Source organism: Mucilaginibacter sp. P4_E8 (assembly GCF_056401495.1).
On record NZ_JBFUJG010000075.1, the window covers coordinates 1 to 24,782 of the forward strand.

The 24,782-nt window shown below is 40.8% G+C and carries 29 protein-coding genes; 16 read left to right on the forward strand and 13 right to left on the reverse strand.

Annotated elements, in window-relative coordinates; all coding sequences use genetic code 11:
- Positions 1-245: 245 nt before the first annotated feature.
- From AC1DRQ_RS21020 to AC1DRQ_RS21030, 3 genes are all read right to left on the reverse strand, one after another.
- Positions 246-422, reverse strand: coding sequence for a hypothetical protein (locus AC1DRQ_RS21020; RefSeq protein WP_429400667.1), 177 nt, complete (start codon positions 420-422; stop codon positions 246-248).
- Positions 423-1,000: 578 nt separating this feature from the next.
- The gene (gene rimM, locus AC1DRQ_RS21025) at positions 1,001-1,528 is read right to left on the reverse strand and encodes a ribosome maturation factor RimM (protein ID WP_477426696.1); all 528 of its coding nucleotides are present in this window, start codon (positions 1,526-1,528) and stop codon (positions 1,001-1,003) included.
- 79 nt (positions 1,529-1,607) lie between these two features.
- On the reverse strand, positions 1,608-2,150 hold the full coding sequence (locus tag AC1DRQ_RS21030) for a 30S ribosomal protein S16 (RefSeq protein WP_429400665.1): 543 nt from the start codon (positions 2,148-2,150) through the stop codon (positions 1,608-1,610).
- A gap of 155 nt (positions 2,151-2,305) precedes the next feature.
- Between AC1DRQ_RS21030 and AC1DRQ_RS21035 the strand changes: the two genes are divergently transcribed.
- Complete coding sequence (locus AC1DRQ_RS21035) at positions 2,306-2,848, forward strand: 5' nucleotidase, NT5C type (protein WP_477426697.1); 543 nt, start codon at positions 2,306-2,308, stop codon at positions 2,846-2,848.
- 62 nt (positions 2,849-2,910) lie between these two features.
- A complete protein-coding gene (locus AC1DRQ_RS21040) occupies positions 2,911-4,638 on the forward strand; it encodes a PAS domain-containing protein (RefSeq protein ID WP_477426698.1) in 1,728 nt (575 codons plus the stop codon).
- 8 nt (positions 4,639-4,646) lie between these two features.
- Here AC1DRQ_RS21040 and pfkA read toward each other — a convergent pair whose 3' ends face one another.
- The 4 genes from pfkA to AC1DRQ_RS21060 form a co-directional block, all read right to left on the reverse strand.
- Complete coding sequence (gene pfkA, locus AC1DRQ_RS21045) at positions 4,647-5,624, reverse strand: 6-phosphofructokinase (RefSeq protein WP_477426699.1); 978 nt, start codon at positions 5,622-5,624, stop codon at positions 4,647-4,649.
- 144 nt (positions 5,625-5,768) lie between these two features.
- Entirely contained in the window at positions 5,769-7,520 is a 1,752-nt protein-coding gene (locus tag AC1DRQ_RS21050) for a protein-disulfide reductase DsbD family protein (RefSeq protein ID WP_477426700.1), read from the reverse strand.
- Between the two features lie 15 nt (positions 7,521-7,535).
- Positions 7,536-7,988 (reverse strand): protein-disulfide reductase DsbD domain-containing protein, encoded by a 453-nt coding sequence (locus AC1DRQ_RS21055; protein WP_429400660.1) that lies wholly within the window; start codon positions 7,986-7,988, stop codon positions 7,536-7,538.
- Positions 7,989-7,992: 4 nt separating this feature from the next.
- Complete coding sequence (locus tag AC1DRQ_RS21060; RefSeq protein WP_429400659.1) at positions 7,993-8,763, reverse strand: biotin--[acetyl-CoA-carboxylase] ligase; 771 nt, start codon at positions 8,761-8,763, stop codon at positions 7,993-7,995.
- 47 nt (positions 8,764-8,810) lie between these two features.
- On the opposite strand from AC1DRQ_RS21060, the gene rsfS reads away from it, so the two are divergent.
- The 3 genes from rsfS (at position 8,811) to AC1DRQ_RS21075 (ending at position 12,089) form a co-directional block, all read left to right on the forward strand.
- Positions 8,811-9,185, forward strand: coding sequence for a ribosome silencing factor (rsfS, locus tag AC1DRQ_RS21065; RefSeq protein ID WP_429400658.1), 375 nt, complete (start codon positions 8,811-8,813; stop codon positions 9,183-9,185).
- Between the two features lie 93 nt (positions 9,186-9,278).
- On the forward strand, positions 9,279-11,378 hold the full coding sequence (gene ftsH, locus AC1DRQ_RS21070) for an ATP-dependent zinc metalloprotease FtsH (protein WP_429400657.1): 2,100 nt from the start codon (positions 9,279-9,281) through the stop codon (positions 11,376-11,378).
- Between the two features lie 57 nt (positions 11,379-11,435).
- Positions 11,436-12,089: a LutC/YkgG family protein gene (locus AC1DRQ_RS21075; RefSeq protein WP_429400656.1), complete on the forward strand. Its 654-nt coding sequence runs from the start codon at positions 11,436-11,438 to the stop codon at positions 12,087-12,089.
- 63 nt (positions 12,090-12,152) lie between these two features.
- Here the strand turns inward: AC1DRQ_RS21075 and AC1DRQ_RS21080 are convergent, their stop codons facing one another.
- Positions 12,153-13,238: a metallophosphoesterase gene (locus AC1DRQ_RS21080; protein ID WP_477426701.1), complete on the reverse strand. Its 1,086-nt coding sequence runs from the start codon at positions 13,236-13,238 to the stop codon at positions 12,153-12,155.
- Between the two features lie 227 nt (positions 13,239-13,465).
- Here AC1DRQ_RS21080 and AC1DRQ_RS21085 point away from each other — a divergent pair, with 227 nt between their 5' ends.
- The 7 genes from AC1DRQ_RS21085 (at position 13,466) to AC1DRQ_RS21115 (ending at position 17,799) form a co-directional block, all read left to right on the forward strand.
- Positions 13,466-13,828 carry a hypothetical protein gene (locus tag AC1DRQ_RS21085; RefSeq protein ID WP_429400654.1) on the forward strand — a complete coding sequence of 121 codons (363 nt, stop codon included), beginning with the start codon at positions 13,466-13,468 and terminating at the stop codon, positions 13,826-13,828.
- A 130-nt stretch (positions 13,829-13,958) separates the two neighbouring features.
- The gene (locus AC1DRQ_RS21090; RefSeq protein ID WP_429400653.1) at positions 13,959-14,615 is read left to right on the forward strand and encodes a hypothetical protein; all 657 of its coding nucleotides are present in this window, start codon (positions 13,959-13,961) and stop codon (positions 14,613-14,615) included.
- A 63-nt stretch (positions 14,616-14,678) separates the two neighbouring features.
- Positions 14,679-15,509: a sensor histidine kinase gene (locus AC1DRQ_RS21095; protein WP_477426702.1), complete on the forward strand. Its 831-nt coding sequence runs from the start codon at positions 14,679-14,681 to the stop codon at positions 15,507-15,509.
- Positions 15,475-16,119: a response regulator transcription factor gene (locus tag AC1DRQ_RS21100; RefSeq protein ID WP_429400651.1), complete on the forward strand. Its 645-nt coding sequence runs from the start codon at positions 15,475-15,477 to the stop codon at positions 16,117-16,119. Before AC1DRQ_RS21095 ends, AC1DRQ_RS21100 begins: the two co-directional genes overlap by 35 nt.
- 29 nt (positions 16,120-16,148) lie before the next feature.
- A complete protein-coding gene (locus AC1DRQ_RS21105; RefSeq protein WP_477426703.1) occupies positions 16,149-17,219 on the forward strand; it encodes a PA0069 family radical SAM protein in 1,071 nt (356 codons plus the stop codon).
- 48 nt (positions 17,220-17,267) lie between these two features.
- The gene (locus tag AC1DRQ_RS21110; protein ID WP_477426704.1) at positions 17,268-17,453 is read left to right on the forward strand and encodes a hypothetical protein; all 186 of its coding nucleotides are present in this window, start codon (positions 17,268-17,270) and stop codon (positions 17,451-17,453) included.
- Positions 17,428-17,799 (forward strand): type II toxin-antitoxin system VapC family toxin, encoded by a 372-nt coding sequence (locus AC1DRQ_RS21115; RefSeq protein WP_477426705.1) that lies wholly within the window; start codon positions 17,428-17,430, stop codon positions 17,797-17,799. Before AC1DRQ_RS21110 ends, AC1DRQ_RS21115 begins: the two co-directional genes overlap by 26 nt.
- Before the next feature lie 6 nt (positions 17,800-17,805).
- On the opposite strand, the gene AC1DRQ_RS21120 is transcribed toward AC1DRQ_RS21115, so the two are convergent.
- The 5 genes from AC1DRQ_RS21120 to AC1DRQ_RS21140 form a co-directional block, all read right to left on the reverse strand.
- Positions 17,806-18,189, reverse strand: coding sequence for a ribosomal maturation YjgA family protein (locus AC1DRQ_RS21120; RefSeq protein WP_477426706.1), 384 nt, complete (start codon positions 18,187-18,189; stop codon positions 17,806-17,808).
- A gap of 8 nt (positions 18,190-18,197) precedes the next feature.
- Positions 18,198-18,644: a DUF1572 family protein gene (locus AC1DRQ_RS21125; RefSeq protein WP_429400649.1), complete on the reverse strand. Its 447-nt coding sequence runs from the start codon at positions 18,642-18,644 to the stop codon at positions 18,198-18,200.
- 145 nt (positions 18,645-18,789) lie between these two features.
- A complete protein-coding gene (locus AC1DRQ_RS21130; protein ID WP_429400648.1) occupies positions 18,790-19,533 on the reverse strand; it encodes a zinc ribbon domain-containing protein in 744 nt (247 codons plus the stop codon).
- Positions 19,533-20,630, reverse strand: coding sequence for a Nif3-like dinuclear metal center hexameric protein (locus AC1DRQ_RS21135; RefSeq protein ID WP_477426707.1), 1,098 nt, complete (start codon positions 20,628-20,630; stop codon positions 19,533-19,535). Before AC1DRQ_RS21135 ends, AC1DRQ_RS21130 begins: the two co-directional genes overlap by 1 nt.
- Before the next feature lie 43 nt (positions 20,631-20,673).
- The gene (locus AC1DRQ_RS21140; RefSeq protein ID WP_429400646.1) at positions 20,674-21,030 is read right to left on the reverse strand and encodes a TM2 domain-containing protein; all 357 of its coding nucleotides are present in this window, start codon (positions 21,028-21,030) and stop codon (positions 20,674-20,676) included.
- A gap of 165 nt (positions 21,031-21,195) precedes the next feature.
- Between AC1DRQ_RS21140 and AC1DRQ_RS21145 the strand changes: the two genes are divergently transcribed.
- The 4 genes from AC1DRQ_RS21145 to glnS form a co-directional block, all read left to right on the forward strand.
- Positions 21,196-22,182, forward strand: coding sequence for an NAD-dependent epimerase/dehydratase family protein (locus AC1DRQ_RS21145; protein ID WP_477426708.1), 987 nt, complete (start codon positions 21,196-21,198; stop codon positions 22,180-22,182).
- A 38-nt stretch (positions 22,183-22,220) separates the two neighbouring features.
- The gene (locus AC1DRQ_RS21150; RefSeq protein ID WP_477426709.1) at positions 22,221-23,012 is read left to right on the forward strand and encodes an SDR family NAD(P)-dependent oxidoreductase; all 792 of its coding nucleotides are present in this window, start codon (positions 22,221-22,223) and stop codon (positions 23,010-23,012) included.
- A gap of 4 nt (positions 23,013-23,016) precedes the next feature.
- Positions 23,017-23,301: a hypothetical protein gene (locus AC1DRQ_RS21155; protein ID WP_429400643.1), complete on the forward strand. Its 285-nt coding sequence runs from the start codon at positions 23,017-23,019 to the stop codon at positions 23,299-23,301.
- Between the two features lie 225 nt (positions 23,302-23,526).
- Positions 23,527-24,782: glutamine--tRNA ligase (gene glnS / locus AC1DRQ_RS21160; protein ID WP_477426710.1), on the forward strand; the 1,256-nt coding region annotated here is incomplete at its 3' end.

A 24,782-nucleotide genomic window follows, 5' to 3' on the forward strand; every position in this document is an offset into this window, starting at 1 on the left:
GCTTAAGGGTTAGAACAACAAGGTAATTATTTCCTGTCCCATCTCGTATATAGTTGCCAATATATTTGACAAAAAAATTTAAGGCTAAGCCTGAGAAGAGTTATCTAAATTAAGGATACAACTGAGTAAGCCAAATACGAGGAAAAGGTAAAGTTTGACGGTACGCTTGAACAAATGATTAAGATTGCTGTTAAAACAGCTTAACAATGACAAATAAATCTCCAATTAACTTTCGGGGGTACTAACTATTTCTGATTAGTTTTTTTATGGATAACGGTTAAGTGTTCATATTTCCGTAAAGCATCCCTTATAATACATAAATCATATTGTAGTGTGTGTAATAGTTCTTGCGCCTCTGCAATCTTTTCTACTAAAAGCTTTTCATCTTGTAGCAACATTTGATATTCTGTAGGTTCGGTCATGTTTTAAACTATTTCATGACGTATACGATTTTGGCGGAAAATGGATGTGTTTAGATAAAAAAACTTCAAAAAATGACAGTTGATTATATAAGCCCTGTTCGAAGTCTCTGACTTCGAAATACTATGCCTGTAGTTTTTAACTACACCCGCTTTATGTAGTCAGAGACTACTTACATAAGCGTCTGAAGTCTCTGACTTCAGATAGCGGGGGATATTTGATAAAATTATTTTTGCCTGCAAACGCAAAATGCCTGCGAGGACACAGGCATTGGTTAAAAAACTAATAATGCTGTCACTGCTGAGCGCAGCGTGGCAATCTCATCATGCTGATTGCATAAGCAAAGCTCGTTACTTATCCTATGAGATTACCGCGCTACGCTCGCAATGATATATTTGTTAATTGTTGTTCTGAAAAACGTCATGCTGAACTTGTTTCAGCATCTCAAATGCTATGGTATATAGCATGGTATTTTAATTGTCATGTGGGATGCCGAAACAAGTTCGGCAGGACTATTTTTTTAGTCTGGACTATTGAATAGTCCTTTATGCTTATTCCAAAAGTCCTTCGTCCAAAAGAGTTATTCAGACAAATAAACATCCAACAACCCTTCGGGCAGGGCTACATAGATCTCGCCGGCTTCAACATCAATGCCTTTAATGATATCTACATTGAGCGGGAAAAGTACTTCCTTGCTTTGGTATTGAACAGTTGCTATTAATTGCTGCGGGTATTCCTGCACTTCCAGTATCTCGCCCAGTTCGCCATGCGTTTCGTCAATGGCAATAAAGCCTTTAACATCGTTCAGGGTAAACTCGCTTTTTTTCTTTTTCGGTTTTAGTTTATTGGGCAGGTAGATGTCTCTTTTTACCAGCAAGGCAGCTTTTTCAATGGCATCCACATCTTCCAGGTACAAATAGGCATTGCTTTTTTGCAGGTATTTGATGGAGGCCACAAAATAAGGGATCATCTTGCCGGCCATATCAATAAAAACAGCGTCAAACTTCATGGTATCCAGGCCGTCAAAATCTACATAGATCTGCATTTCGCCTTTCAAGCCCTTTGTTTTTAATATACTGCCTATCCTGAAACAATCTTCGGTCTTCATAAAAAAATATGGTTAAAAAATAATGGCGAAGAACCTGTGTGCAGGTTGCTTCGCCATTACGTAAGCTTTAATAATAAAATTATTCTGCGTTTTCAGCAGCATCAGTTTCAGTAGCAGCTTCTTCTTCGGCCGGAGCTTCTTCTTCTGCAACTTCTTCTGCAACAGGTGCATTTTTAGCAGCAATTGCAGCAGCTTTTTCTTCTTTCTTTTTAGCTTCAGCAGCCAAAGCAGCTTTACGCGCTTCGTCTTTTGCAGAAACTAAACTTGTTTTTTTACCGGTGATCTTGCCTTCTTTCTGATCAGTCCACTCAGCAAATTTTGCTGCAGCCTGCTCTTCGGTTAAAGCACCTTTTTTAACACCACCTTCTAAGTGTTTTTTGTACAGCACACCTTTGTATGAAAGGATAGCACGACAAGTATCAGTAGGTTGGGCACCTGTGTTAACCCATTCCAAAGTTTTGTCGAAATTAATGTCGATAGTTGCAGGATTGGTGTTTGGGTTGTATGAACCTAAACGCTCAATAAAACGACCGTCGCGTGGAGCGCGGGCATCTGCTACTACGATGTAGTAAAAAGGTTTACCTTTTTTACCGTGTCTTTGCAGTCTGATCTTAGTTGCCATTTCTTATTTTTATGTATTCAACATGTCCCCGGAGTTCTTTCTGCGGGGATGCAAAGGTATAAATTATTTGCAATAATTTAAAGTCCTTATAATTAATTATTTATTAAAGCGTCTGTGGTTAGGCTTTCTTTGAAAAAAATTGCAATTTCATCCGCATGAGCATAAACAGAAAACCGCGCATAGCTATTGATATGGATGAGGTATTGGCCGATACCATCGCCAAATTTATTGATCTGTACGAGATCAGGCATCAAACTAAAATATCCCTGGGCGATATACATGGCAAGGAGTTTAACGAAATATTGCCACCGCACTTAAGCAGTTCATTAAGACAGTACATTAATGAGAAGGGCTTTTTTCGCGATTTGCCGGTGATGCCCGGCAGCCAGGAGGTGGTGAAAGCCCTTATGGAAAAATACGATGTATACATAGCCTCGGCCGCAATGGAATTTAAAAACTCACTGGAAGATAAACTGGAATGGCTTAATGAGCACTTTCCCTTTATCTCCTGGACCAATATTATTTTCTGCGGACATAAAATAGTGGATGTGGATATTATGATTGATGACCGTATAAAAAACTTTGTAACCTTTGATGGCCGCAAACTGTTATATACATCGCCGCACAACATGTTGATCAATGATTATGAAAGAGTTAATAACTGGGATGATGTGGCAGCAAAATTGTTACGATCATAACCTTGTCACTTGTAACCGAATGCTTTATATTTATAAAGTAGCATCCTACTCTTATTTAAGGTATGTTTAGCCATACAACTATTGCATTTGATGATTGTATACTTGCTTATGACCTTCATGAGCAAAAGTACTTATTCATAAGCCCTGGCGTTTATTCTATTTTAGGCATAACCGCCAAACAGCTTTATGAAAACAATTACCTGTGGGAGGGGCTGATCAATAAGCAGCAGCTTGCCTGCGTAAAGGATGTTGTTAAAAACCTTTCCGAAAACAGTCCGGTTGAACTAAGCTATTCCATTAGCACACCACAGCATATCATAAAAAACATAAGTGACAAAAAAAGCCTTATTATTGATGAAGCTACCGGGCACAAAATTTTACTAAGCATAATTAAAGAGGCCCCAATAGATAAACCCGAAAAACCACAACAGCACGCGGATGCCGGATTAAGCAAGCAATTTTTAAATTCGCTTATTGACTCACAAACCAGCTTTTTAATACGGATTGACACTAACGGGAACTATACTTTTATTAACAGCCAGTATCTTAAAACCTTTGGTTACAAAGCCGAAGAACTATTAGGCAGGCATTTTTCAATAACTACCATACCCGGGGAAGCTCACTTGTGCGAGGCGGTATTCATAAACTGTTTAAATAATCCTGGTAAGATAATTCCGTTGCTGCATAAAAAACCCGATATACATGGCAATTTGCATGACACCGAATGGGAGTTTATATCAATAGTTAATGAAAACGGTAAGGTTTGCGAAATACAGGGTATAGGTCATGATATAACTAACCGCCGTAAAATTGAAGCAGAGATAATAGATACCGCTCAAAAACTGGATACCTTTATTGAGAGTATTACCGATTCCTTTTTTATTCTTGATAATAACTGGAGGTTTGTTAGGGTAAATTGTGCCTTTGAAAAAATAACCAACAGAAGCCGTGAGCATGTACTTGGTAAAGTAATATGGGATATTTTTCCAACAATTATGGGTACTGGTTTTGAACGTGCTTTTTATGAAGCAAAAACAAAGCAGACAAGTATTAAATTTATTGAGGATTTTACCAGCATAAACGGGTGGTACAATGTAGCGGTTTATCCATCGGCCGGGGGGCTCACTGTTTTTGTAAAAGATATAACCGACGAAAAACGCGCCCAGGAAGAAACGGTGAGCATACAAAACAGCCTGGAAGCCCTTATTAATAATACAACCGATCAGATATGGTCTGTTGATACTGCAACGCGCTATGTTTACCTGAACGATGCTTATGTAAAGCTAATAACCGACCTAACCGGGGTAGTTCCCCAAAAAGGTGATCATTCCTATATGCAATTGGGCTGCTCCGATCAAATAATTGACGATTGGAAATCATACTATCAGCGTGCGTTAAATGGCGAACAGTATACCATTATTGAAGAAAGTGCCTGCGGGCAAACAAAGGAAGCCATATTTTATGAAATAAGCTTTAATCCTATTTACTCGGCAAACAACGAGATCATGGGTGTTGGCTGTTTTGCACATGACATAACTGCCAGGCTTAAAACCGAGCAGGAACTGCTTAGTCAAAACAAACGGCTTAACAACATTGCCTCGTTAAGCTCGCATGAGCTAAGGCGACCGGTTGCCAGCATGTTGGGATTAATAAATATAATTGACAGGGAGGATCCTCACAATCCCGAAAACCAAAAGATCATTGATTACCTGCACATTGTAAGCACCGAAATTGACAATACGATACGTTTAATTGTTGACCATACCTTTACAGGTGGTTTAAACTCATAAGTTAAAGCTTACATTGATAATATTTCAACCAGCTTTAACAGGTTTGGATTGATCTCCACATGATGCTTAATGGCATGTTCAAATGGGGTATATGCAATTTCGTTGTGTATAATACCGATCATTTCATTGCGGTGGCCGTCTCTTAAGGCCTCAACGGCTGCTGCTCCTACGCGGCTTGCTAATACCCTGTCCATACAGCTTGGAGCACCGCCCCTTTGGATGTGGCCCAGTATAGAGATTCGCGTATCATAATTAGGGAATTTTTCCTGAACCAGGCGACCAACTTCAAAAGCTCCCCCGGCCTCTTCGCCTTCGGCAACTATTACAATTCTTGAGGTTTTATCTTTACGGCCATGTTCAAGGCGGTTAAATAAACCTTCCATCCCACCCTTGCTCTCCGGGATCAATATCGCTTCGGCACCGGCAGCAATACCTGTACGCAGAGCGATCAGGCCAGAGTCTCGCCCCATTACTTCTATAATAAATAACCTGTCGTGCGATTCGGCAGTATCCCGTATTTTATCCACAGCCTCAACAACCGTATTTATGGCCGTATCATAACCAATAGTAAAATCGGTACCCAGCAAATCGTTATCAATAGTACCCGGCAAACCAATTACAGGTATATCATACTCAGTGCCAAATACCTTAGCACCGGTAAAAGTACCATCGCCGCCAATGGCAATCAAGGCATCAATATTATGTTTTTTTAGCTGATCGTAAGCTTGTTTACGCCCTTCGGCAGTTCTGAAGTTATCACAGCGGGCTGTTTTTAAAATGGTACCGCCACGTTGAATGATATTTGAAACCGACTTACGATTCATGGGTATAAAATCGCCCCTGGTCATGCCATCGTATCCACGGCGTATGCCTGTAACTTCAATATCGTAGTATATGGCAGTACGTACAACCGCCCTTATGGCAGCATTCATTCCCGGCGCGTCGCCACCTGAGGTAAAAAGTCCGATATTTTTAATCTGCGTCATTTTATTCTGATACGGGCATTAGGGACCCTACCCTAAAAAATTGAATAATTTTAAATTAAGTGCTTTTAAAGTGCCATTATATAAGAAACGCGGCTAAGCTTTAAAACTTGCCGCGAATTTACACTTTATTTTTTTAGGGTGTGGCTACTTTTTAAAAGCTGCTATACCGCTATCTAAAAATCTGATATAACTGGCTATATCATAATCAGCCGGGGAAGTAGGAATATCATTGCCACTGGCATCTTTTAAAAAATTACCATCACTATCCAGCATTACGTATAATGGCTGAGAATTGGAATTGAATCTTTTAGCCTCCAGGTCACTCCATTTGCCACCTAATGTGGTTATCTTTTTTCCGCTGTAATCAGACACGAACTGCTCCTCGGGTAACAGGGAAGCCTTGTCATCCACAACAAGCTGAAGCAAAACAAAATCATTTTTAAGTCGCTTAAACACTTCCGGGTCCGACCAAACATTGGCTTCCATTTTACGGCAGTTAACACAATTAAAGCCAGTAAAATCAATCAATATGGGCTTATGTATCGCTTTAGATACCTGTAAGGCCTGGTCATAATCATACCAGGCATCAAGCCCCCTGGTTTTTATGCGTGCATAACTTTCTGCATACTTTCTTTTGCCAATACTGGCTGGCACCGTCACTGTAGCGGAAGATGTTGAAGCACCACCACCATCGGGTATGCTTGAAAGATTAAAATCCTGAGTTGCTTCGGGCGGTAAAAACGCACTGATTGATTTTAAAGGCGCTCCCCATAACCCGGGGATCATATAAATAACAAACGCGAATACAATAATGGATAAAAACACCCGCGGAATTGACAGATAAGGAACATCGCTGTCATGCGAAAACTTTATTTTGCCAATAAGATATAACCCAATCAACAAACCAATTGCTATCCAAAGTGATAAAAATATCTCCCTGTCAAACCAGTCCCAGTGGTAGGCCAGATCAACATTTGATAAAAACTTTAAAGCAAAGGCAAGTTCCAAAAATCCCAAAACCACCTTTACGCTGTTTAACCAACCGCCTGATTTGGGTAAGCTTTTTAAAGCTGATGGGAATAAGRCAAAAATGGTGAACGGCAAGGCAAGTGCCAGCGAAAAGCCAAACATACCTATTGCAGGTCCCAGACGATCGCCTTTAGAAGCCGCGTCAACCAGTAATGTGCCAATGATTGGGCCGGTACACGAAAATGACACCACTACTAAAGTTGATGCCATAAAGAATATACCGGCGAGGCCACCCTTATCTGCATTTTCATCAAGTTTATTGGCTAATGAGCTGGGTAGCGTAATTTCAAATGCGCCAAGAAACGATATACCAAAAACAACAAGCAGTAAAAAGAAAAATATATTGAATATTCCGTTTGTGGCCAGTTGATTAAGTGCATCTGAGCCAAAAATAATGGAGATCAGCAAGCCCAGGGTTACATATATAACAATAATAGATGCCCCGTAAATAAGCGATTGCCCTATCGCTTTGCTGCGGCTACCACTTTTTTTGGTAAAAAAGCTTACTGTTAGCGGCAGCAGTGGATATATACAAGGTAATATAACCGCGGTAAAACCTCCTAACAGCCCAAATATAAATATTTGCCAAAGCGTTTTTGGCTTTTCCCCAGCGGGAGCTTTTTGCTTAACCGCCGGCTTAGCAACGGCGGCCTTAGCGGCAGAATCGGCTGCTTTTTTCCTTATGGCAATACTATCAGCCGCGGTTGGTATATCGGTAAATTGTATATCATTGGTTGATACCGTTGTATCCTTGTCGCCCTTTTGTGCTGCATAAACCGCCTTGGGACTATTTATGCCAAATATGATCAGTAAGGTTACGATAGCCAGCGACGTTGGCAACCAGTTGATTTTATTGAATAGTTTCATTTTTATCCCCGGTAATTATTTGCCTAAAGGAATATTAAAATCAACATCTTCGGGTGGCAGGCATTTTTTATCGTTACAGGTCATATAAGTAAGCTTGCCTGTTACGTTTGTGGCTTTTGCCGATTTAAGGCTTATTTTTTGCTGAAAAACAACTTCTTTTTCAAAGTAACTTACATTCATGTTAAAAGCTTTCTCGAATTTGGTTACCGGGGTTGGCTCGGTAGTTTTACCAATTGGCGCATATAATTTTGAAGGTGCAAAATCAAATGATGTTTTTATTGGCCCGCCATCCTTAACATTAAGGGAATAAATATGCCAGCTGGGTTGAATAGTAGCCTTTAAAAACACAATGGCTTCTTTATCATTCAATTTTTTAGCCGCGTATGACCATCTCACCGGCGATTCGATCTGGGCATAAGCCCCTGCGCAAATAACCAGCGCAATAACAACCAACAATACTTTCTTCATTTAATTACTTATTTAAAAATTCAATTTGTTTTAAGCTAAACTCCTGTTGCACATTATTATTTTCAACAACAAGCAAACCCTCGTCTTTTACATTTCTTACAATACCCTCAAAAACCTGATTGTTTGATCTGAAACGCTTTACCTGGTTTAACCAATATAGTCGGGTTAAATACATATTCCTTACAAACAAAAACTTACCGGCCTTTAAATTAAGGTAATATGCTTCAATATGTCCGCAAATTTCCGATAATATTGTTCGCAAATCATAATCCTTGTGTAAGATTTGCTTTAAAGATATGGCATTGGCAGCCCCGGGCAAAAAACTTTCCTGATTTATATTAAGCCCTATGCCAATTACAGCATCCTTTATACGGTCGCCTTGTATATGGGTTTCAATCAATATGCCACCAAGTTTATGGTCTTCATAATAAATATCATTAGGCCATTTTATTTTTAATTTATCGCCTAAATAAGGCGCCAAAGCATCAAAAACACCAAGGCTAACTACCCGGGTAAGGTCAAATTGGTTTATAACCGGTAAAAATGAAGGTGTTAACAAAATACTAAAAGTCAGATTTTTTCCGGGCTCACTATGCCATTTATTTTGCTGCTGACCCCGGCCGGCGTATTGGCTTTCTGCCATAATGACCGTACCTTCGGGCAATGGCTTGGAATTTGACAGTAAATTCTTAAGGAAATTGTTGGTTGAATCAAGTTCTTTAATTGTTACCAAATTTTGACCAACAAATAATGCCGAAAATATGTTATTTTGCAAAGTATAATAATTTTTAACTCAAAAACGTTCAAAACTAATTCTTTTTGATGGTAAAAAACAAAGTGTTAAATCAGTCAACCTATATTTCTGAACTTGCCATACACGGCATACAGGAAAAAAAGGGGAACGATATTGTAAGGTTAGACCTTCGTAATATATTCAGTTCGGTATCAGATTATTTTGTGATCTGTCATGCCGATTCAACTACCCAGGTTAAAGCTATCGCTAATAGTATTGAAGATGAGATTTTCAAAGCAACGCAACAGGATCCCTGGCGCAAGGAAGGTTTGGAATATGGCGAATGGATACTACTTGATTATGTGGATGTTGTGATTCACGTGTTCAGAACCGATAAACGTGAATTTTATGGCGTAGAGGATTTGTGGGGAGATGCCGAAATTAAATATTATAAAAGTGCTTAAACATTCGTCACAAAAGCCCTGCGGGCAGAGTCATGGTACTAAACCTTGTAAATTTTAAATTATTGATTGTAAGTTTGAGCTCGTAACAAAGAAATGAAAGATAAAGATAATAAATCAGAAAGTCCGAAACCTATCAGGAAGATACTTAATAAAAAAACACCTCCGAAACCACCTAAATTTAATATTATGTGGCTTTACGGTATTGTTATTTTAGCGTTTTTACTGGTACCTACCCTTTTAAGCGGTGGCTCGGGCAAAAACATTAACTTCCAGGATTTTGAGGCTATGTTAAAACAGCACGATGTTGAAAAACTGGTTGCTTATAAAAGTGGGGATCTGGTAGTTGCCGAGGTTTATATTAAAAAAGACAGTTTAAAAAAACCTCAATATGCAAATGCCAGTAAGGAGCAGCGTTTATTTAACACTGCAAACAACGGCCCTCAATACACATTTACTGATGCATCATACGAAAGCCTGAAGCAATCAATCATGAATGCCGAAAAGGATATGCCCGATAGCGAGAAAATCCCTATCCAGTATGAACAGGGCCACGAAAGTTTTTTATCAAACTGGCTTGTACAGGGTGTAATTATGGTGATCCTGTTTGCCGGTGTTTGGATATTTATCATGCGCCGCATGTCTGGCGGTTCTGGTGGTGGCCCGGGTGGTCAGATCTTTAACATAGGTAAATCAAAAGCTACCCTGTTTGATAAAGAAGCCCAGGTATCAGTAACGTTTAACGATGTGGCAGGCCTTGAAGAAGCCAAGCAGGAGGTAATGGAGATCGTTGATTTCCTTAAAAATCCTAAAAAATACACCAACCTGGGTGGTAAAATACCAAAGGGTGCATTGCTGGTAGGCTCGCCGGGTACCGGTAAAACCTTACTGGCTAAAGCTGTTGCCGGCGAAGCACAGGTGCCGTTCTTCTCCTTGTCAGGATCTGACTTTGTTGAAATGTTTGTGGGTGTGGGTGCGTCACGTGTTCGTGACCTGTTCCGCCAGGCAAAAGACAAGGCGCCTTGTATTATATTTATTGATGAAATTGATGCCATTGGCCGTGCACGTGGTAAAAACAATATAGTTGGCGGTAATGATGAGCGCGAAAACACACTGAACCAGTTACTGGTTGAGATGGATGGTTTTGGTACCGACTCAGGCATTATCATACTTGCAGCTACTAACCGTCCAGACGTATTGGATTCCGCATTATTGCGTCCGGGCCGTTTTGACAGGCAGGTATCTATTGATAAACCCGATTTGATAGGCCGTGAGCAAATATTTAAAGTTCACTTAAAACCTATCAAACTATCTGATGGTGTTGATGCTAAAAAATTATCGGCACAAACACCGGGTTTTGCAGGTGCCGAAATAGCTAACGTTTGTAACGAGGCTGCTTTGATAGCCGCCCGTAAAAATAAAGAATCGGTTGATATGACCGACTTCCAGGATGCCATTGACCGTGTTATTGGCGGCTTGGAAAAGAAAAACAAGATCATATCGCCCGAAGAAAAACGCATTGTTGCTTACCACGAGGCTGGTCACGCTATTGCAGGTTGGTTCCTGGAACATGCAGATCCATTGGTAAAAGTATCTATTGTTCCACGTGGTGTTGCGGCATTGGGTTACGCCCAATATCTGCCAAAAGAGCAGTTTTTATATACAACCGAGCAATTGCTTGATGAAATGAGCGTATCAATGGGTGGCCGTGTTGCCGAAGACATTGTTTTTGGTAAAATATCAACCGGCGCATTGAGCGATCTGGAACGTATTACCAAACTTGCTTATGCCATGACCAAAATTTATGGTATGAACGGTAATGTGGGTAATGTTTCGTTCTACGATCCGCAGGGCGAGTACCAGTTTAACAAACCTTATTCTGATACTACCGCCGAAATGATTGACAACGAAGTACGCAAACTGGTTGATGATGTTTATCAGAAAACTAAGGTATTGCTGAACGAAAAACGCGAAGGCTTAGAAAAAATAGCTCAAAAGTTGTTGGAGAAGGAAGTATTGTTCCAGTCTGACCTGGAAGAGATATTAGGCAAGCGCCCTTTTGACGAACGTACCACATATGATAAATTTGTGAACGGTGAGGCTGCTTTAAACCCTGAGGTTGATAATAATGCCATACCCGAAAACATAACCAATCCTGAACTTTCAAGGGTTGACGGGCAAGATTCAAAAGCCTAATAAATTAATAGTACTAAAGCCATCAGTTAAGCGCTGGTGGCTTTTTCTTTTTTAACCATGAGGGATATAACCACATCAAAAGAAAAACTGCTTAAAAAGATACGTAAAGCGCTTTTAGAGAAAAGGGACAACCCATATCCCCAACTGGAAGACCTGCCGTACTATGCAGCTGATGAAGAAATTCCCGAAGTAATTTTTGCCGAACAATTTACTGCTGTTAACGGGCAGTTTATTTTTTGCGAAGATGAGATCCAATTCATTGAAACCCTGCTTACACTTGCCGAAGAACGCAGCTGGCATAAAATATATTGCTGGGAACCCGGTCTGCAGGAAGTATTAACCCGTTTTGAATATCCCTTTTACGAAACCGACAAGGATTTTGAACAAGCTGAAGTTGGTTTTACTTTTTGCGAAGCATTAATAGCCCGCAATGGCAGCATTTTGCTATCAAACGGCAACATGGCAGGCAGGCGCTTAAGTATTTATCCCCCGGTACATATTGTGCTGGCCTACACATCGCAAATGGTGCTTGATCTAAAAGACGGCTTTAAACTGATAAAAAATAAATATGGCACACGGCTGCCCTCTATGATCAGCAATGTTACCGGACCAAGCCGTACTGCCGATATTGAAAAGACACTGGTACTTGGCGCGCACGGCCCAAAAGAGCTTTTCGTGTTTTTACTGGATGACTCTAAGTCTGAAGTTTAAAGTCTTTAGCCCAAGGTTAGGTTAATCCAATATTGGAGCATTACGCTTGTAACTTAAACCTCCTCAGATCAGCTCATCCAGCCTGCATTCATCCAACACCTGGCGTTCACTTATTTTTTGTTCATTATACTCCCACTTGATCAGCCTGATAAAGCCGTCGGCTATTTCAATACCCGTTATGTCTCCATCATCAAAGCAGCAGCACCCACTATTAAAGTAAGTTGGGCGATAGGCGCTAAAATCAGGTATTACATCACCTTTAATATGCCTTAGGGTTATTTGCTGTTGTATATCGGCCACAACACTGGCGTCACTTGTTTCTTTCGCCCTGGCCAGTTGGTCATATAGTTTTTCGAGGTGGGTCAATGATCTAAAAACCGGCTGGTGTGTATGTCCGGTAATGAGCAAAATGCCTTTGCGTTCCGCGCTCCACTCATACATAATACGGTTATGATCTGTTTTCAGTTGATCATTATTTGCTGGGGTATTGATATTGATCTTTAAATAAGCCTGAAAAGGTGCCCATATATCAGATACAAACCATTTACTAAACCAGTTTCCATCACACTGCAGATCGCCCTGGTGCCCATGTGTAAGGTAAATATTAAGGGGTTTATTACCCACCTTAGTTTGTAATATGGCTCCTTCATAAACTTTTACCTGCTGCCCATAAATCTGCTTTAACCCTATCGCCGCCAGCGGGTCGTTGTCCCAATAAAGATCATGATTACCAAATATTTTAAGGAAAGCATTTCGGTTCAGAAATTTCCCCTCACTTTCAAAGGTCGCTTTATTATGCCTTTTCACAGTTATAAAAAGGTTTTCCCATAACTCTTCACTATCGCCCAGGTTGATGTAAAAAAAATTTTGCTGCTCATAATGATCAAGGGCTGTCAGGTAATTATCCTCGGCCATGGCAAATATATCCATGTCATCGCGGGCACCTTTGTGCTGGTCCGAGAAAATGATGAACCTGTTATTCGCTATATCAAATGGAATTACCACTCCTCTTTTACCTGGTTTGGCAAGTATATTGTTGTATAACTTGTTTAATGCGCTGTTCACCCGTTTTTTATCAGGCCTTGACGATAGTTTATCGGCCAGTTTAGCTACAGAAGGGATTAATAATTTTTGCAAAAAACGGCGCATGGACTGTTAACGGGTGATGTAAAAAATTGTGTTATTAAACTATATAAAAAATTATATAATACCTAAACTATTAAATAATAAGCAGTTCTGCTGTTTGGTCTTATTTATTTGATTAACCAAAAGTTCAAGCTATTTAACTCCTGTTAATAAATTATATAAACTATAAAATTCAACTGATATTTTATTCAGGAATTAGTAGCTTGGTACGCATAAAACCCTATAATAAAATGGAAAAGATTGATTTAACTATTGCGAAAAAAATGGTGGAACACTACAATACCACCAGAAAAACACTTATTGACAAAACGCACAGCATCAATGACACCCAGTCTATCTGGATATCTCTCGACAAATTAAAAGCATTTGTTAATAATCTGCCAGAACATGCAACCGGCGTGAGAATACATTTGGCGGCATACGATCATGAAAATCAGCATTACCCCAACCAAACAACAGCTATACTCATTGGAACTGTTGAAAATGACACCGAACATACTGATGCTCTGGAAAAAGGGAGCGCGTTGCTGGAGACCGAAGATGATCCTATGGGTCCTTTTAACCAGGGAAAAGCATGCCCTCCTATATGCTAAGTTACTTATAGCGTAACCGCACGTCAAAATCTGGTATAAGCACCCTTTTAAAATTTTACCACCCCAAATAATACCAAAGGTAAATGCTTTAATTAAAATATTTATTTTAGCATTTACCTAATTGATTTAAATGCTGGACTATATATACTTTTATTTTGAGTTTTTGGCGTTTAGTGTGTGTTTATACACCTATAAGAAACTTGATCGCAATTTCAAAGTATTTCTACCTTTCCTGGCATTTGTGGTGATTTATGAATTTGCCAATATTAAAAACTGGCTCCTGTGGCACCATACAAATGCCTGGTGTAATAATCTTGAATCGATCATTGAAATCATTATATATTCACGCTTTTTAGCCTCGCTTGATAAAAGAAAAGAATACCGAAAAAAAATCGATATAGCCCTTTGCATAATAGTGGTATTTTCTTTTATAGATATGCTTTTTATTCAGGGCTTTTTCATGATGAATACCATCGCTATGGTATTTCAATATTGCCTGCTTACCATATTAGTATGCTTATACTATTTCAATTTAATTAACAATGTTGATGAAAGTTTAGATATTATACGTTATCCACCTTTTTGGGCTACAGCTGGAATATTATTTTATGCACTCGCTTTTATATTTTACCATATTGCCTTTAGCTATATGGTTTATAAACAGAATTATCATTTTTATATATTAGCCCATGTAATACCCAATATAGCCTGCCTTATTTTGTATTCCTTATTGTCCACCGCTTTTATATATCAATATAAACAGGCAAAGTCCGTTAATAATGCATAAAACGTTGCAAAATTGAATTTTTAATTAATATAATAGTTTTTTAAACAGCCAGTGTATTCAAGTATGTTATTTAAAGATGAAGAGCTTATTTTATTGATAATTGCCGGTACGGCCATACTGATGCTCCTGGGTGTGTTTATTGTCAGTTTTTTATTGGTTTATCAGCGTAAACAAAATAAAAACCTGTTTGAAAAGGAGCAACTGAAATCGTCTTTTCAACAGGAGCTGCTTAAAACCAGGATGGAAATACAGGAAGAAACACTTAATTACGTAAGTCGCGAACTTCATGATAACGTAACTCAGGTTTTATCATTTGTAAAACTAAACCTGGGCGTATTGGGTAAAAATCTTGATGGAAATGAAAAAACAAAGATCAATGACAATCGTGAGCTTATAGCTCAGTCAATCAGCGATTTGCGTAACCTGTCAAAAAGCCTTAGCTTTGAACATATCAGCGCCATTGGCCTCGTTAAAACATTGGAAATGGAAGCCGACCGCATTAACAGAAGCGGCATTATTAACCTGCTGCTATTGGTTGAGGGTGTTATATATCCTCTTGGCGAACAGCGTGAACTGGTTTTATTCAGGATATTCCAGGAGGCTTTAAATAATGCACTGAAACATGCCCAGGCTGCCAACTTCAAAATCAGTTTGTATTATAAAGAGCAAATGTTTAATTTGACCATCGAAGATGATGGCGTTGGTTTCCAACCCGAATTACTCAATGATAAAAGTGGGTCGGGCTTACGCAACATAATAAACAGAGCAGCGTTAATTGGTGCAGAGGCAGTTATAAACAGCGCACCAGGAAACGGATGTAACATTAAGCTATCGCTCAACCCCCTCGTACAAGAAACTTATGCTAACGGAACCTATTCAAATAGCCCTGGTTGATGATCACCGCCTTTTCAGAAGCGGCATTGCCTCACTGGTGGGGAGTTTTAACCGCTACAATATACTGTTTGAAGCAGCACATGGTAAAGAATTAGTTGATAAAATAACTTCGGGGCTTGTTCCTGATATTGTTTTGCTTGATATTAATATGCCTGTAATGGATGGTATATCAACAGCACAATGGCTCAAAAAATTCCAACCCTCTATCCGTACCATTATCTTATCTATGTTTGAGGATGCCGAAAAGGTACTTGCCATGGTTAAAATGGGCGTTAAGGGTTACCTGCTTAAGGACGCCGAACCCCATGAGTTTGAAGCTGCCTTACTGAAGGTTGCCGATGGCGACCTGTATTACCCCGATTTTGTTACCCATCATTTGCTCAACAACTTTAACAATGATAAAACATCGGCCGTAAAACTAAATCCCCGCGAAATTGAGTTTTTACGCCTAACCGGAACCGAACTTACCTACAAAGAAATTGCCGATACCATGTGCATCAGCGTGCGTACTGTTGATAGTTACCGCGACCAGCTTTTTGAAAAGCTACAAATAAAGAGCCGCGTAGGGTTGGTTTTATACAGCATAAAAAACAAGCTGATTGATTTGTGATTTGCTAAAAATATTAGCAAATTTGTTAAATGGTACAGGAAGATAATCCCGACTTTTTTAAAGGCCGGGGGGCGCAGTTAAATACCCATAACAAATTTTTAAAAAACAAATACGTAGCCGAGCACATTGAAGGTTTGGATGAGCCACTGCTGGAGAACACTGCTACGCAGCTTTTTGAGGAAACACCCAAAAAGATAGTAAGCGAATCAAACAGTCCGGATCTGAGCCATATGTACTCCATAAACCCTTATCAGGGTTGTGAGCATGGTTGCATTTATTGCTATGCACGTAACAGTCATGAATATTATGGCTTTAGTGCCGGGCTTGATTTTGAACGCAAGATCATCATCAAACGCAATGCTCCCGAACTGCTGGAGCAATACTTTAACAAAAAGAACTACCAGCCGGTATGCATCATGCTATCGGGCAACACTGACTGCTACCAACCCATTGAGCGCAGGCTAAAAATTACCCGTGATTTGCTCCAGATATTTTTAAAGTACAGGAACCCGGTAAGCATCATCACCAAAAATAACGTGATCCTGCGCGACATGGATATCCTTACAGAGCTGGCCGCCATGAACCTGGTACATGTGAATGTATCTATCACCTCATTAAACGAGCAGCTGCGCCAAAAACTGGAGCCGCGCACCGTAACCGCTACCGGCAGGCTCGCGGTGGTGCAAAAACTATCAGAAAAGGGTGTACCGGTGAGGGTAATGGCAGCCCCCATTATTCCGGGATTAAACAGTAATGAGGTACCTAACATTATCAAGGCCGCTGCAGACAGGGGCGCGTTATCCGCTGGCTTTACCATTGTACGGCTTAATGGCAGCATTGCCGAGATATTTAGCGACTGGATATACAAGGCATTCCCAGACCGCGCCGAGAAGGTACTGAACATGATACGGTCATGTCATGACGGCAAGCTGAACGATAGCGATTTCGGCCGCCGTATGAGCGGCGAGGGTAAGGTAGCCGAATCCATTCATCAGATGTTCCGGATGGCCTGTAACCGCTTTTTAGCAGGCCGTGTGATGCCTGAATATGATTATACCTTGTTTGTGCCGAAGAAAGGGAAGCAGACGAGTATGTTTTAGACCGCTGATTTGATGTTTTTTGTTTAAATTTGTTATGAAAGGATCATTATGGTTTTAGTATTAAAGAAAGGCGCAACCAAAAAAGACATTGAAGCTATTGAAAAGGCGCTTTATAAAGAACAAGCTTCCGTGGGTTTCAATGCCCAAAAATATAACGGAAAAGTACTGCTCAAAGATGAGCCTCTGGATACTCAAATTAAGTTAAGAGATGAGTGGGAAAGAGATATTAGTTGATACCAATATCTTGCTGTATCTTCTCAGCGGTAACGACACTATTGAACAGATACTTCAAGGCAAAACAATCTATATATCCTTTATAACCGAATTAGAATTACTTGGTTTCAGGAACATTTCAGAAAAAGAGGAAAAGCAAATACATCACTTACTGAATGATTGTTCTGTAATTTCAATGAACAACCGGTTAAAGGAAAAATACATTGAGATAAGAAAAACCCACAGCCTAAAGCTCGCCGATTCAATTATTGCAGCAACCGCCATAGTTTTTGATCTACCTTTAATAACAGCTGACAAGCAGTTTAAAAACATAAAGAGGTTAAAACTGATTGCCTACGAAAAGTAAGAGCTATTAAAGCGATTTTTGGTTATTAACGTTTTCAACAAATCGATCTATCCAAACACCCATCCCCACCCCAACCGTATAACACAACAGATCGCTCCATAAAAACCCTTCACCTAAAACCAGGCGACCAAACAACGTATGGCGCAGATCATTTATCCATGGTGCTTTGTACAACTGACTAAACTCAATGCCATAACAAAACAGCAGGCTTGCTATAACAATAAATTTAACCGGGCGTGTTACGAACAGGAAGCGCATGATAAAGTAAACCATCAGCGCCCAAAGAATATCACCTATAAATAATGGTATAAAGGCAAAATACCGGGAAAGCAGACCAATAATAATGGTTGCAATAATGAGAATGAAGTACGTAGATCTTGATCCCGTCATTTAACTAATTAATTATCCAGTAAACGCCGGTGATAATTGATTTGCCCCAGGTGATAGTTAAGGTGGACAGTCATGTGCATTACCAAAAACGCGTTAGTCACCGTTTCGTTAAATACCGGCTTCGGAAAATCTTCTGCTAACCGCGCATCGGTTATGTTATCAAAAGCCGAAGTTATCATTAATATAGTTTCATCAATACTTTTCAGCAATTGCGCCCTTGGTACCATGCCGGATGAAAATTCAAGGTCGCGGTCTCTTACATACCCTGTTCCGGCCAGCTCGGCGCCGATAAAGTTGTTCAGGCTTCCGAGCAGATGCAGGCAAAGATTACCTGCCGTATTGGTGATCTGCTTTTCAACGTACCATATCTTCTGCTCATCCCTGTATAGTTCAATCTCGGTTTTAAGCTTACCCAGATCTCTCAAAAACATTTTTTTTAATACTTCTACCATCATAGCTGCAGTTGTAAATTCCACGCTAAATGTATCATCAATTATTATTGTTCACAAATAAAAAACGGGGTAATAAAAAAGGCGCCGATGGGCGCCTTTTTTATCTTTATTATCTAATATCAGATAAGTCTGTTCAAAAATTTTTTAATTATGCTTCTTCTGCTTCCAGAGCCATTTGCTCGTCAACAAGGATACGTCCGCAATGTTCGCAAACGATGATCTTTTTACGTTGACGGATATCAGACTGGCGCTGAGGCGGGATCTGGTTAAAACATCCTGAACATGAATCACGTTGGATGGTTACCACAGCTAATCCATTTTTCGCATTCTGGCGTAAACGGGTGTAAGCTGTTAACAAACGTTCTTCAATGTTTCCGGTTGCTTTTTCTGCCTGTGAGGTAAGTTCGTTCTCTTCCTTTTCAGTTTCGGCAGTAATAGTGCCTAACTCATCTTTTTTGGCATCAAGATCGCTTTTGCGTGCATCCAGATCGGCAAGGGCCTTTTCGTAGATCTGGGTTTTTGAAGTGATCTCAAAACCATATTCTCTTATTTTTTTCTCGCTTACCTGTATATCTAATCCCTGTATCTCAATTTCTTTTGATATGGCATCATACTCACGGTTGTTCTTAACTTCGTTAAGTTGCGCTTCGTATTTTTTGATATTAGCCTGAGCTTCTTTGATCAGGTTTTTGCGGGTTACTATTTCATCCTCTACATCATCCAGCTCAGCTTTGATCTTTTGGATGCGGGTTTCAAGACCTGCAACATCATCTTCCAGATCGGCAACTTCCATTGGCAGTTCGCCCCTTACCTGGCGAATCCTATCAATTTTGGTGTGGATGGTTTGTAGTTCGTATAAAGCTTTAAGCTTTTGTTCTACGGTTTGTTCCATTAAATAAAATATTTGACGGGGTTTGTATTTACTTCTGTTAAACGGACGGCAAAGGTAGTGAATTTTTTTCTAATTATTTCATACAATAATTGCGCCGTAAATTGTTCACTCTCAAAGTGTCCGATATCCGCGATCACTATCTTTCCTTCGGCATCAAAAAACTCATGATACTTGTAATCAGCAGTGATAAAAACATCGGCTCCTGCCGCTATGGCATGCTTTAATAAAAAACCTCCTGCACCACCGCAAACGGCTACTTTTTTAACGTGTTTACCGGTTAAAGCCGTATGCCTGATCACGTGGGTGCGCATTTTATCCTTCACCTGGAATAAAAATGCTTCCTCATTCTGTGGAACCTCCAGCTCACCTATCATACCAGCGCCAACCTGCTGGTGCTGATTGGTTAAATTAAACAGGTCATAAGCTACCTCTTCATAAGGATGGGCCAACACCAGCGCCATCAATATCTTGCTCTCCAGATTGGCTGGGTAAACGGTTTCTATCCGTACCTCATTTTCCTGGTGACGCGTCCCCGGCTCGCCCACATAAGGGTTGGTTGTATCGTTGCCTTTAAAAGTGCCTGCGCCCTCGGTGTTAAAACTGGTTTCGCTATAGTTGCCAATATTGCCGGCGCCTGCTGCAAATAAGGCATCGCGCACTTCGTCGGCATGACTTCCTGGCACAAAGGTCACCAGTTTTTTTAACAGGTTATGTTTGGGTACCAATATGCGGCAGTTTTTTAATCCCAGTGTATCGCAAATACGCTGGTTTACCCCGCTCATGATGTTATCAAGATTGGTATGTATGGCATAAATAGCTATGCCGTTGCGGATGGCTTTCTCCACTACCCTTTCCACATAGGTTTTGCCATTAAACTTTTTAAGTCCTTTAAAAACTATGGGATGGTGCGATATGATCACCTGGCAACCTGTGGCAATGGCTTCATCAACCACGGCTTCGGTACAATCAAGTGACAGCAGCGCCTGGGTAACTTCCTGCTCGGGATTGCCAACAATAAGCCCGGCATTATCATAATCCTCCTGGTACACCAACGGTGCAAGGCTTTCAAGGTATGCAGTAAGTACAGCTAATTTCATGAATAAATATGAGTATAAAGCATTGGCCGGAGCATGTTTTAATTTAGTTGCTCATCAAGGCCATCCGGTGACTATCATAAGCCATATTCTTATTATACTCCAAAGTGAGCGATTTATTTTTAACCAGATCCATAATAGTTCCAACAAAACAAAGCCCTGCGGTAAAAAAATAAAGAATGCCCATACCTATCTGCCCTAAAACAAAACGCTGAATACCGGCAAAACCAATGAAACCCAACAAAGTAAAAATCAGTATCTCCTGTGAGTTTTTCCGTTTACTGCTGTAAACCGTATAAAAATATTTTTTTTGGTTTTCATTAAGTTCTGCGGTGGCCTGCTGTAAGAACCCCATTTCTTCGGGAGTCATATCGGAAAAACTCATATAAGGATCCTGGTTCATCTGTTTTTAAGGTTTATATATATTGCTGTTTCCAAATTTAATTATTTTATCATATAAAACTATAGGTACAATAGGGCAATTTACCTAAACATCATCAGCGAAATTAATATTAAAAATATATTTATAACCCATAGGGGTAAGTGCATAATAGGTTGTAATACCTGTATGAAAGTATTAGTTACCGGAGCAACAGGTTTTATTGGCAGACAGCTTACTTTGGCGCTGGCCACAGCCGGCTATGACGTAAAGGCCTTATGCCGCAATACCGATCATCCTTACTTAATAAAACATAAAAATATTGAACCCGTGTTGGGCAATATCCTGTACAAGCAAAGCCTGGCAAGGGCCATGCAGGGTTGCAGCCACGTTTACCATACTGCTGCTATAGCCAAAATGTGGTGTCGCAACCACGACGATTACCACGAAACCAATGTTAACGGTACTCATATTGTGTTAGAAACAGCGGGCCTTACCGGTGTAAAAAAGGTGGTGTATACCTCCACCTGTGGCGTATGGGGACCAACTATAAAACACCCCATGACTGAAACTGACCCGCGCGTAACCGGCTTCCCGATTGCCTATGAGCGCACCAAATACCTGGCCGAACTGGAGGTACAAAATTTTATAAAGCAGGGTATGCAGGTGGTAACCGTAAATCCATCGCGGGTGTATGGCCAGGGGCCGGTAACGGATAGCAATACCGTAGGTAAAATGATATCAGGTTATTTAAGAGGCAAATGGCGCATTATACCGGGCAGCGGCGAACAGGTGGCCAACTATGCCTTTTTAGATGATGTTGTTGCGGGGCATATTGCAGCCATGGATAAGGGTATCTCTGGCGAGCGTTACATTTTGGGTGGCCACGACATCAGCTTCAATGATTTTTTTAAAACCCTTCAGCAGGTATCAGGCAAGCAACTGGGCTTGATCAGGATACCACTGAAAGCTATTAAATTGTACAGTCGGTTGCAATGGCTAAAAACCCGGCTCACGGGCTTGCCCCCGGTATTTTTACCCGAATTTGCTGAGCGTCTTAAATACGACCAAAAATATTGCAGTAACAAGGCTGTAACCAATTTGGGTTATAACATAACCCCATTTGCCGAAGGTTTACACAAAACCGTTGATTACATTAAAGGGATAAAAGGGTAAGGACAAAAGATCAAGGACATGTTTAACAAAACACATTTATGCAGCAATTAACCGCCATTGTAACAGGTGCCAGCGAGGGTCTGGGAAAATCATTCGCCATTGAGCTGGCAGGCAGAAATATCAACCTGGTGCTGGTTGCGCTACCCGGATCAGGTTTGCCCGAGCTGGCCTCGTTCATCCGCAAAAACTTTTCGGTGAAGGTTAACTTCGTCGAAACCGACTTGACGCGCACCGAAAGTTATCCCGAAATTTTTAGCTATTTACAAGAGCGGTGCATTACAGCGCACTTGCTGATCAACAATGCGGGATTGGGTAATTGGTCGTGGTTTGAGGATAAAAATATTGCTTTTTATAAAATGCAGATAGAATTGAATGTAATTACACCGGTAATACTCACCCGGCTGTTCCTGGCGCAGGCCGACGCATCCGTTACCTCATACATTTTAAACGTGGGCAGCCTGGGCGGTTTATTTGTAGTGCCTAAAAAGCAGGTATATGGCGCTACCAAATCTTTCATTCGCTATTTTACCAAATGCCTGCAGCTGGAATTGTACGGATCAAATGTAAAGCTCAGTTTGCTTAGTCCGGGTGGTATCAATACCAAACCCGAATTACTGGTGATGAACAATACCTTGAAAGGTATATCAAAAGCTACCATACTGGAACCTGAGCAGGTTGCCCGTATCGCTATTGACGGATTGATGAAAGGTAAAAAAGAGATCATCCCCGGCATGGTGAACAGGTTGCTGGTTTTATTAAACAGTTTGCTGCCTGCTTATGTAAAAGATATTATCATCAAACGAAGATTAAACACTATTTTAGAGTCTTGAATTTATGATCCTGTCATTACCCATATACCGCCTTATTAAAAACCTGTGCAGCTACTTTAACCGCACCAGTAATACCTGCGAGGTGGTGGACGATGAAACCATCGTTATTAACTCCGGCAGCCTGAGCGGATTGATACTGGAATTCCATTACAACATTTGCCAGGTAAAAATTGGCCGGCGGTTAAACCTATGTTTGGATATTGACCGCAATACCTCTGTTGACCTGCTGATGCACATTCTGATCAACCATAATATTATCAAAGAGGGCGATATCCCGCCTGCGCCTTAAGCGCCTCACCTAAACGGTGAAGCCTTCATGTAATAATCCTCTCCTTTGGGGAGGACTTTGCTTTACATGTTTTAATATGCTCTTCCTTCTACTAACATAGGCGTTGGTATTACCTTGTATCTCTTTTCTTTTTTTAAATCCTCTCCTTTGGAGAGGATTTAGGTGAGGCTGGCTTAGGGGGCAAATTTTTTTGTTACTTTTGCAGTTGTTATTGCTACTTTATTTATGAGCGAAGAAAGATCACTGAACTTTTTAGAGGAAATTGTTGAAGAAGATATAGCTGCCGGAAAAAACGGCGGCAGGGTATTAACCCGTTTCCCGCCCGAGCCTAATGGATACCTGCACATTGGACACGCCAAATCCATTTGCTTAAACTTTGGACTGGCACAAAAATATAACGGCAAAACCAACCTCCGTTTTGACGATACCAACCCCGTTAAAGAAGACATTGAATATGTTGACAGCATAAAAGAGGATGTTAAATGGCTTGGCTTTGAATGGGAAAAAGAATTATACGCTTCCGATTATTTCGATAAGATATATGAATTTGCCGTTGCCCTGATCAAAAAAGGACTGGCTTATGTTGACGATAGCTCGGCCGAGGAAATTGCCGCGCAAAAGGGTACGCCTACCGAACCTGGCACCCCTAACCAATACCGCAGCCGCTCGGTAGAAGAAAACCTGCAGTTGTTTGCCGATATGAAAGCCGGTAAATATCCTGATGGCGCCAAAGTATTGCGTGCCAAGGTCGACCTGGCATCACCAAACATGCACCTGCGCGACCCTTTGATGTACCGCATTAAACACGCCCACCATCACCGTACCGGCGATGCCTGGTGCATTTACCCGATGTATGATTTTGCCCACGGTCAATCAGATGCTATTGAGGAGATCACTCATTCCGTTTGTACGCTGGAGTTTATTCCGCACAGACCTTTATATGATTGGTTTATTGAGGAGCTGGGTATCTTCCCATCCAAACAATATGAATTTGCACGCCTGAACCTGAACTACACCGTAATGAGCAAGCGCAAGCTGTTGCAATTGGTTGATGAAGGTCATGTAGAAAGTTGGGACGACCCGCGGATGCCAACCATTAGTGGTTTGCGCCGCCGTGGTTATACGCCTGCCTCTATCCGTGAGTTTTGCGAACGCATCGGCGTAGCCAAACGCGAAAACATGATAGATGTTGGCTTACTGGAGTTTTGTATCCGCGAGGATCTGAACAAAACCGCCTGGCGCCGTATGGCCGTGCTCGATCCGATCAAATGTATCCTGACCAACTATCCCGAAGGCGAAACCGAAACCATGCACGGCGAAAACAACCCCGAGGTTGAAGGCGGCGATGGCGGCAGGGATATTCCTTTTAGTCGCGAACTATGGATAGAGCGTGAGGATTTTATGGAAGTTCCGCCGAAGAAGTTTTTCCGCCTGGGTGTTGGGCTGATGGTGCGTTTAAAAAGCGCCTATATCATCCGCTG

What these genes read in the sequence shown, in the direction of transcription:
- AC1DRQ_RS21020 (WP_429400667.1), bottom strand. Translation starts at nt 422, where the DNA reads ATGACCGAACCTACAGAATATCAAATGTTGCTACAAGATGAAAAGCTT.
- rimM (WP_477426696.1), bottom strand. Translation starts at nt 1,528, where the DNA reads ATGAAGACCGAAGATTGTTTCAGGATAGGCAGTATATTAAAAACAAAG.
- AC1DRQ_RS21030 (WP_429400665.1), bottom strand. Translation starts at nt 2,150, where the DNA reads ATGGCAACTAAGATCAGACTGCAAAGACACGGTAAAAAAGGTAAACCT.
- AC1DRQ_RS21035 (WP_477426697.1), top strand. Translation starts at nt 2,306, where the DNA reads ATGAGCATAAACAGAAAACCGCGCATAGCTATTGATATGGATGAGGTA.
- AC1DRQ_RS21040 (WP_477426698.1), top strand. Translation starts at nt 2,911, where the DNA reads ATGTTTAGCCATACAACTATTGCATTTGATGATTGTATACTTGCTTAT.
- pfkA (WP_477426699.1), bottom strand. Translation starts at nt 5,624, where the DNA reads ATGACGCAGATTAAAAATATCGGACTTTTTACCTCAGGTGGCGACGCG.
- AC1DRQ_RS21055 (WP_429400660.1), bottom strand. Translation starts at nt 7,988, where the DNA reads ATGAAGAAAGTATTGTTGGTTGTTATTGCGCTGGTTATTTGCGCAGGG.
- rsfS (WP_429400658.1), top strand. Translation starts at nt 8,811, where the DNA reads ATGGTAAAAAACAAAGTGTTAAATCAGTCAACCTATATTTCTGAACTT.
- ftsH (WP_429400657.1), top strand. Translation starts at nt 9,279, where the DNA reads ATGAAAGATAAAGATAATAAATCAGAAAGTCCGAAACCTATCAGGAAG.
- AC1DRQ_RS21075 (WP_429400656.1), top strand. Translation starts at nt 11,436, where the DNA reads ATGAGGGATATAACCACATCAAAAGAAAAACTGCTTAAAAAGATACGT.
- AC1DRQ_RS21080 (WP_477426701.1), bottom strand. Translation starts at nt 13,238, where the DNA reads ATGCGCCGTTTTTTGCAAAAATTATTAATCCCTTCTGTAGCTAAACTG.
- AC1DRQ_RS21085 (WP_429400654.1), top strand. Translation starts at nt 13,466, where the DNA reads ATGGAAAAGATTGATTTAACTATTGCGAAAAAAATGGTGGAACACTAC.
- AC1DRQ_RS21090 (WP_429400653.1), top strand. Translation starts at nt 13,959, where the DNA reads ATGCTGGACTATATATACTTTTATTTTGAGTTTTTGGCGTTTAGTGTG.
- AC1DRQ_RS21095 (WP_477426702.1), top strand. Translation starts at nt 14,679, where the DNA reads ATGTTATTTAAAGATGAAGAGCTTATTTTATTGATAATTGCCGGTACG.
- AC1DRQ_RS21100 (WP_429400651.1), top strand. Translation starts at nt 15,475, where the DNA reads ATGCTAACGGAACCTATTCAAATAGCCCTGGTTGATGATCACCGCCTT.
- AC1DRQ_RS21105 (WP_477426703.1), top strand. Translation starts at nt 16,149, where the DNA reads ATGGTACAGGAAGATAATCCCGACTTTTTTAAAGGCCGGGGGGCGCAG.
- AC1DRQ_RS21110 (WP_477426704.1), top strand. Translation starts at nt 17,268, where the DNA reads ATGGTTTTAGTATTAAAGAAAGGCGCAACCAAAAAAGACATTGAAGCT.
- AC1DRQ_RS21115 (WP_477426705.1), top strand. Translation starts at nt 17,428, where the DNA reads ATGAGTGGGAAAGAGATATTAGTTGATACCAATATCTTGCTGTATCTT.
- AC1DRQ_RS21120 (WP_477426706.1), bottom strand. Translation starts at nt 18,189, where the DNA reads ATGACGGGATCAAGATCTACGTACTTCATTCTCATTATTGCAACCATT.
- AC1DRQ_RS21125 (WP_429400649.1), bottom strand. Translation starts at nt 18,644, where the DNA reads ATGATGGTAGAAGTATTAAAAAAAATGTTTTTGAGAGATCTGGGTAAG.
- AC1DRQ_RS21130 (WP_429400648.1), bottom strand. Translation starts at nt 19,533, where the DNA reads ATGGAACAAACCGTAGAACAAAAGCTTAAAGCTTTATACGAACTACAA.
- AC1DRQ_RS21135 (WP_477426707.1), bottom strand. Translation starts at nt 20,630, where the DNA reads ATGAAATTAGCTGTACTTACTGCATACCTTGAAAGCCTTGCACCGTTG.
- AC1DRQ_RS21140 (WP_429400646.1), bottom strand. Translation starts at nt 21,030, where the DNA reads ATGAACCAGGATCCTTATATGAGTTTTTCCGATATGACTCCCGAAGAA.
- AC1DRQ_RS21145 (WP_477426708.1), top strand. Translation starts at nt 21,196, where the DNA reads ATGAAAGTATTAGTTACCGGAGCAACAGGTTTTATTGGCAGACAGCTT.
- AC1DRQ_RS21150 (WP_477426709.1), top strand. Translation starts at nt 22,221, where the DNA reads ATGCAGCAATTAACCGCCATTGTAACAGGTGCCAGCGAGGGTCTGGGA.
- AC1DRQ_RS21155 (WP_429400643.1), top strand. Translation starts at nt 23,017, where the DNA reads ATGATCCTGTCATTACCCATATACCGCCTTATTAAAAACCTGTGCAGC.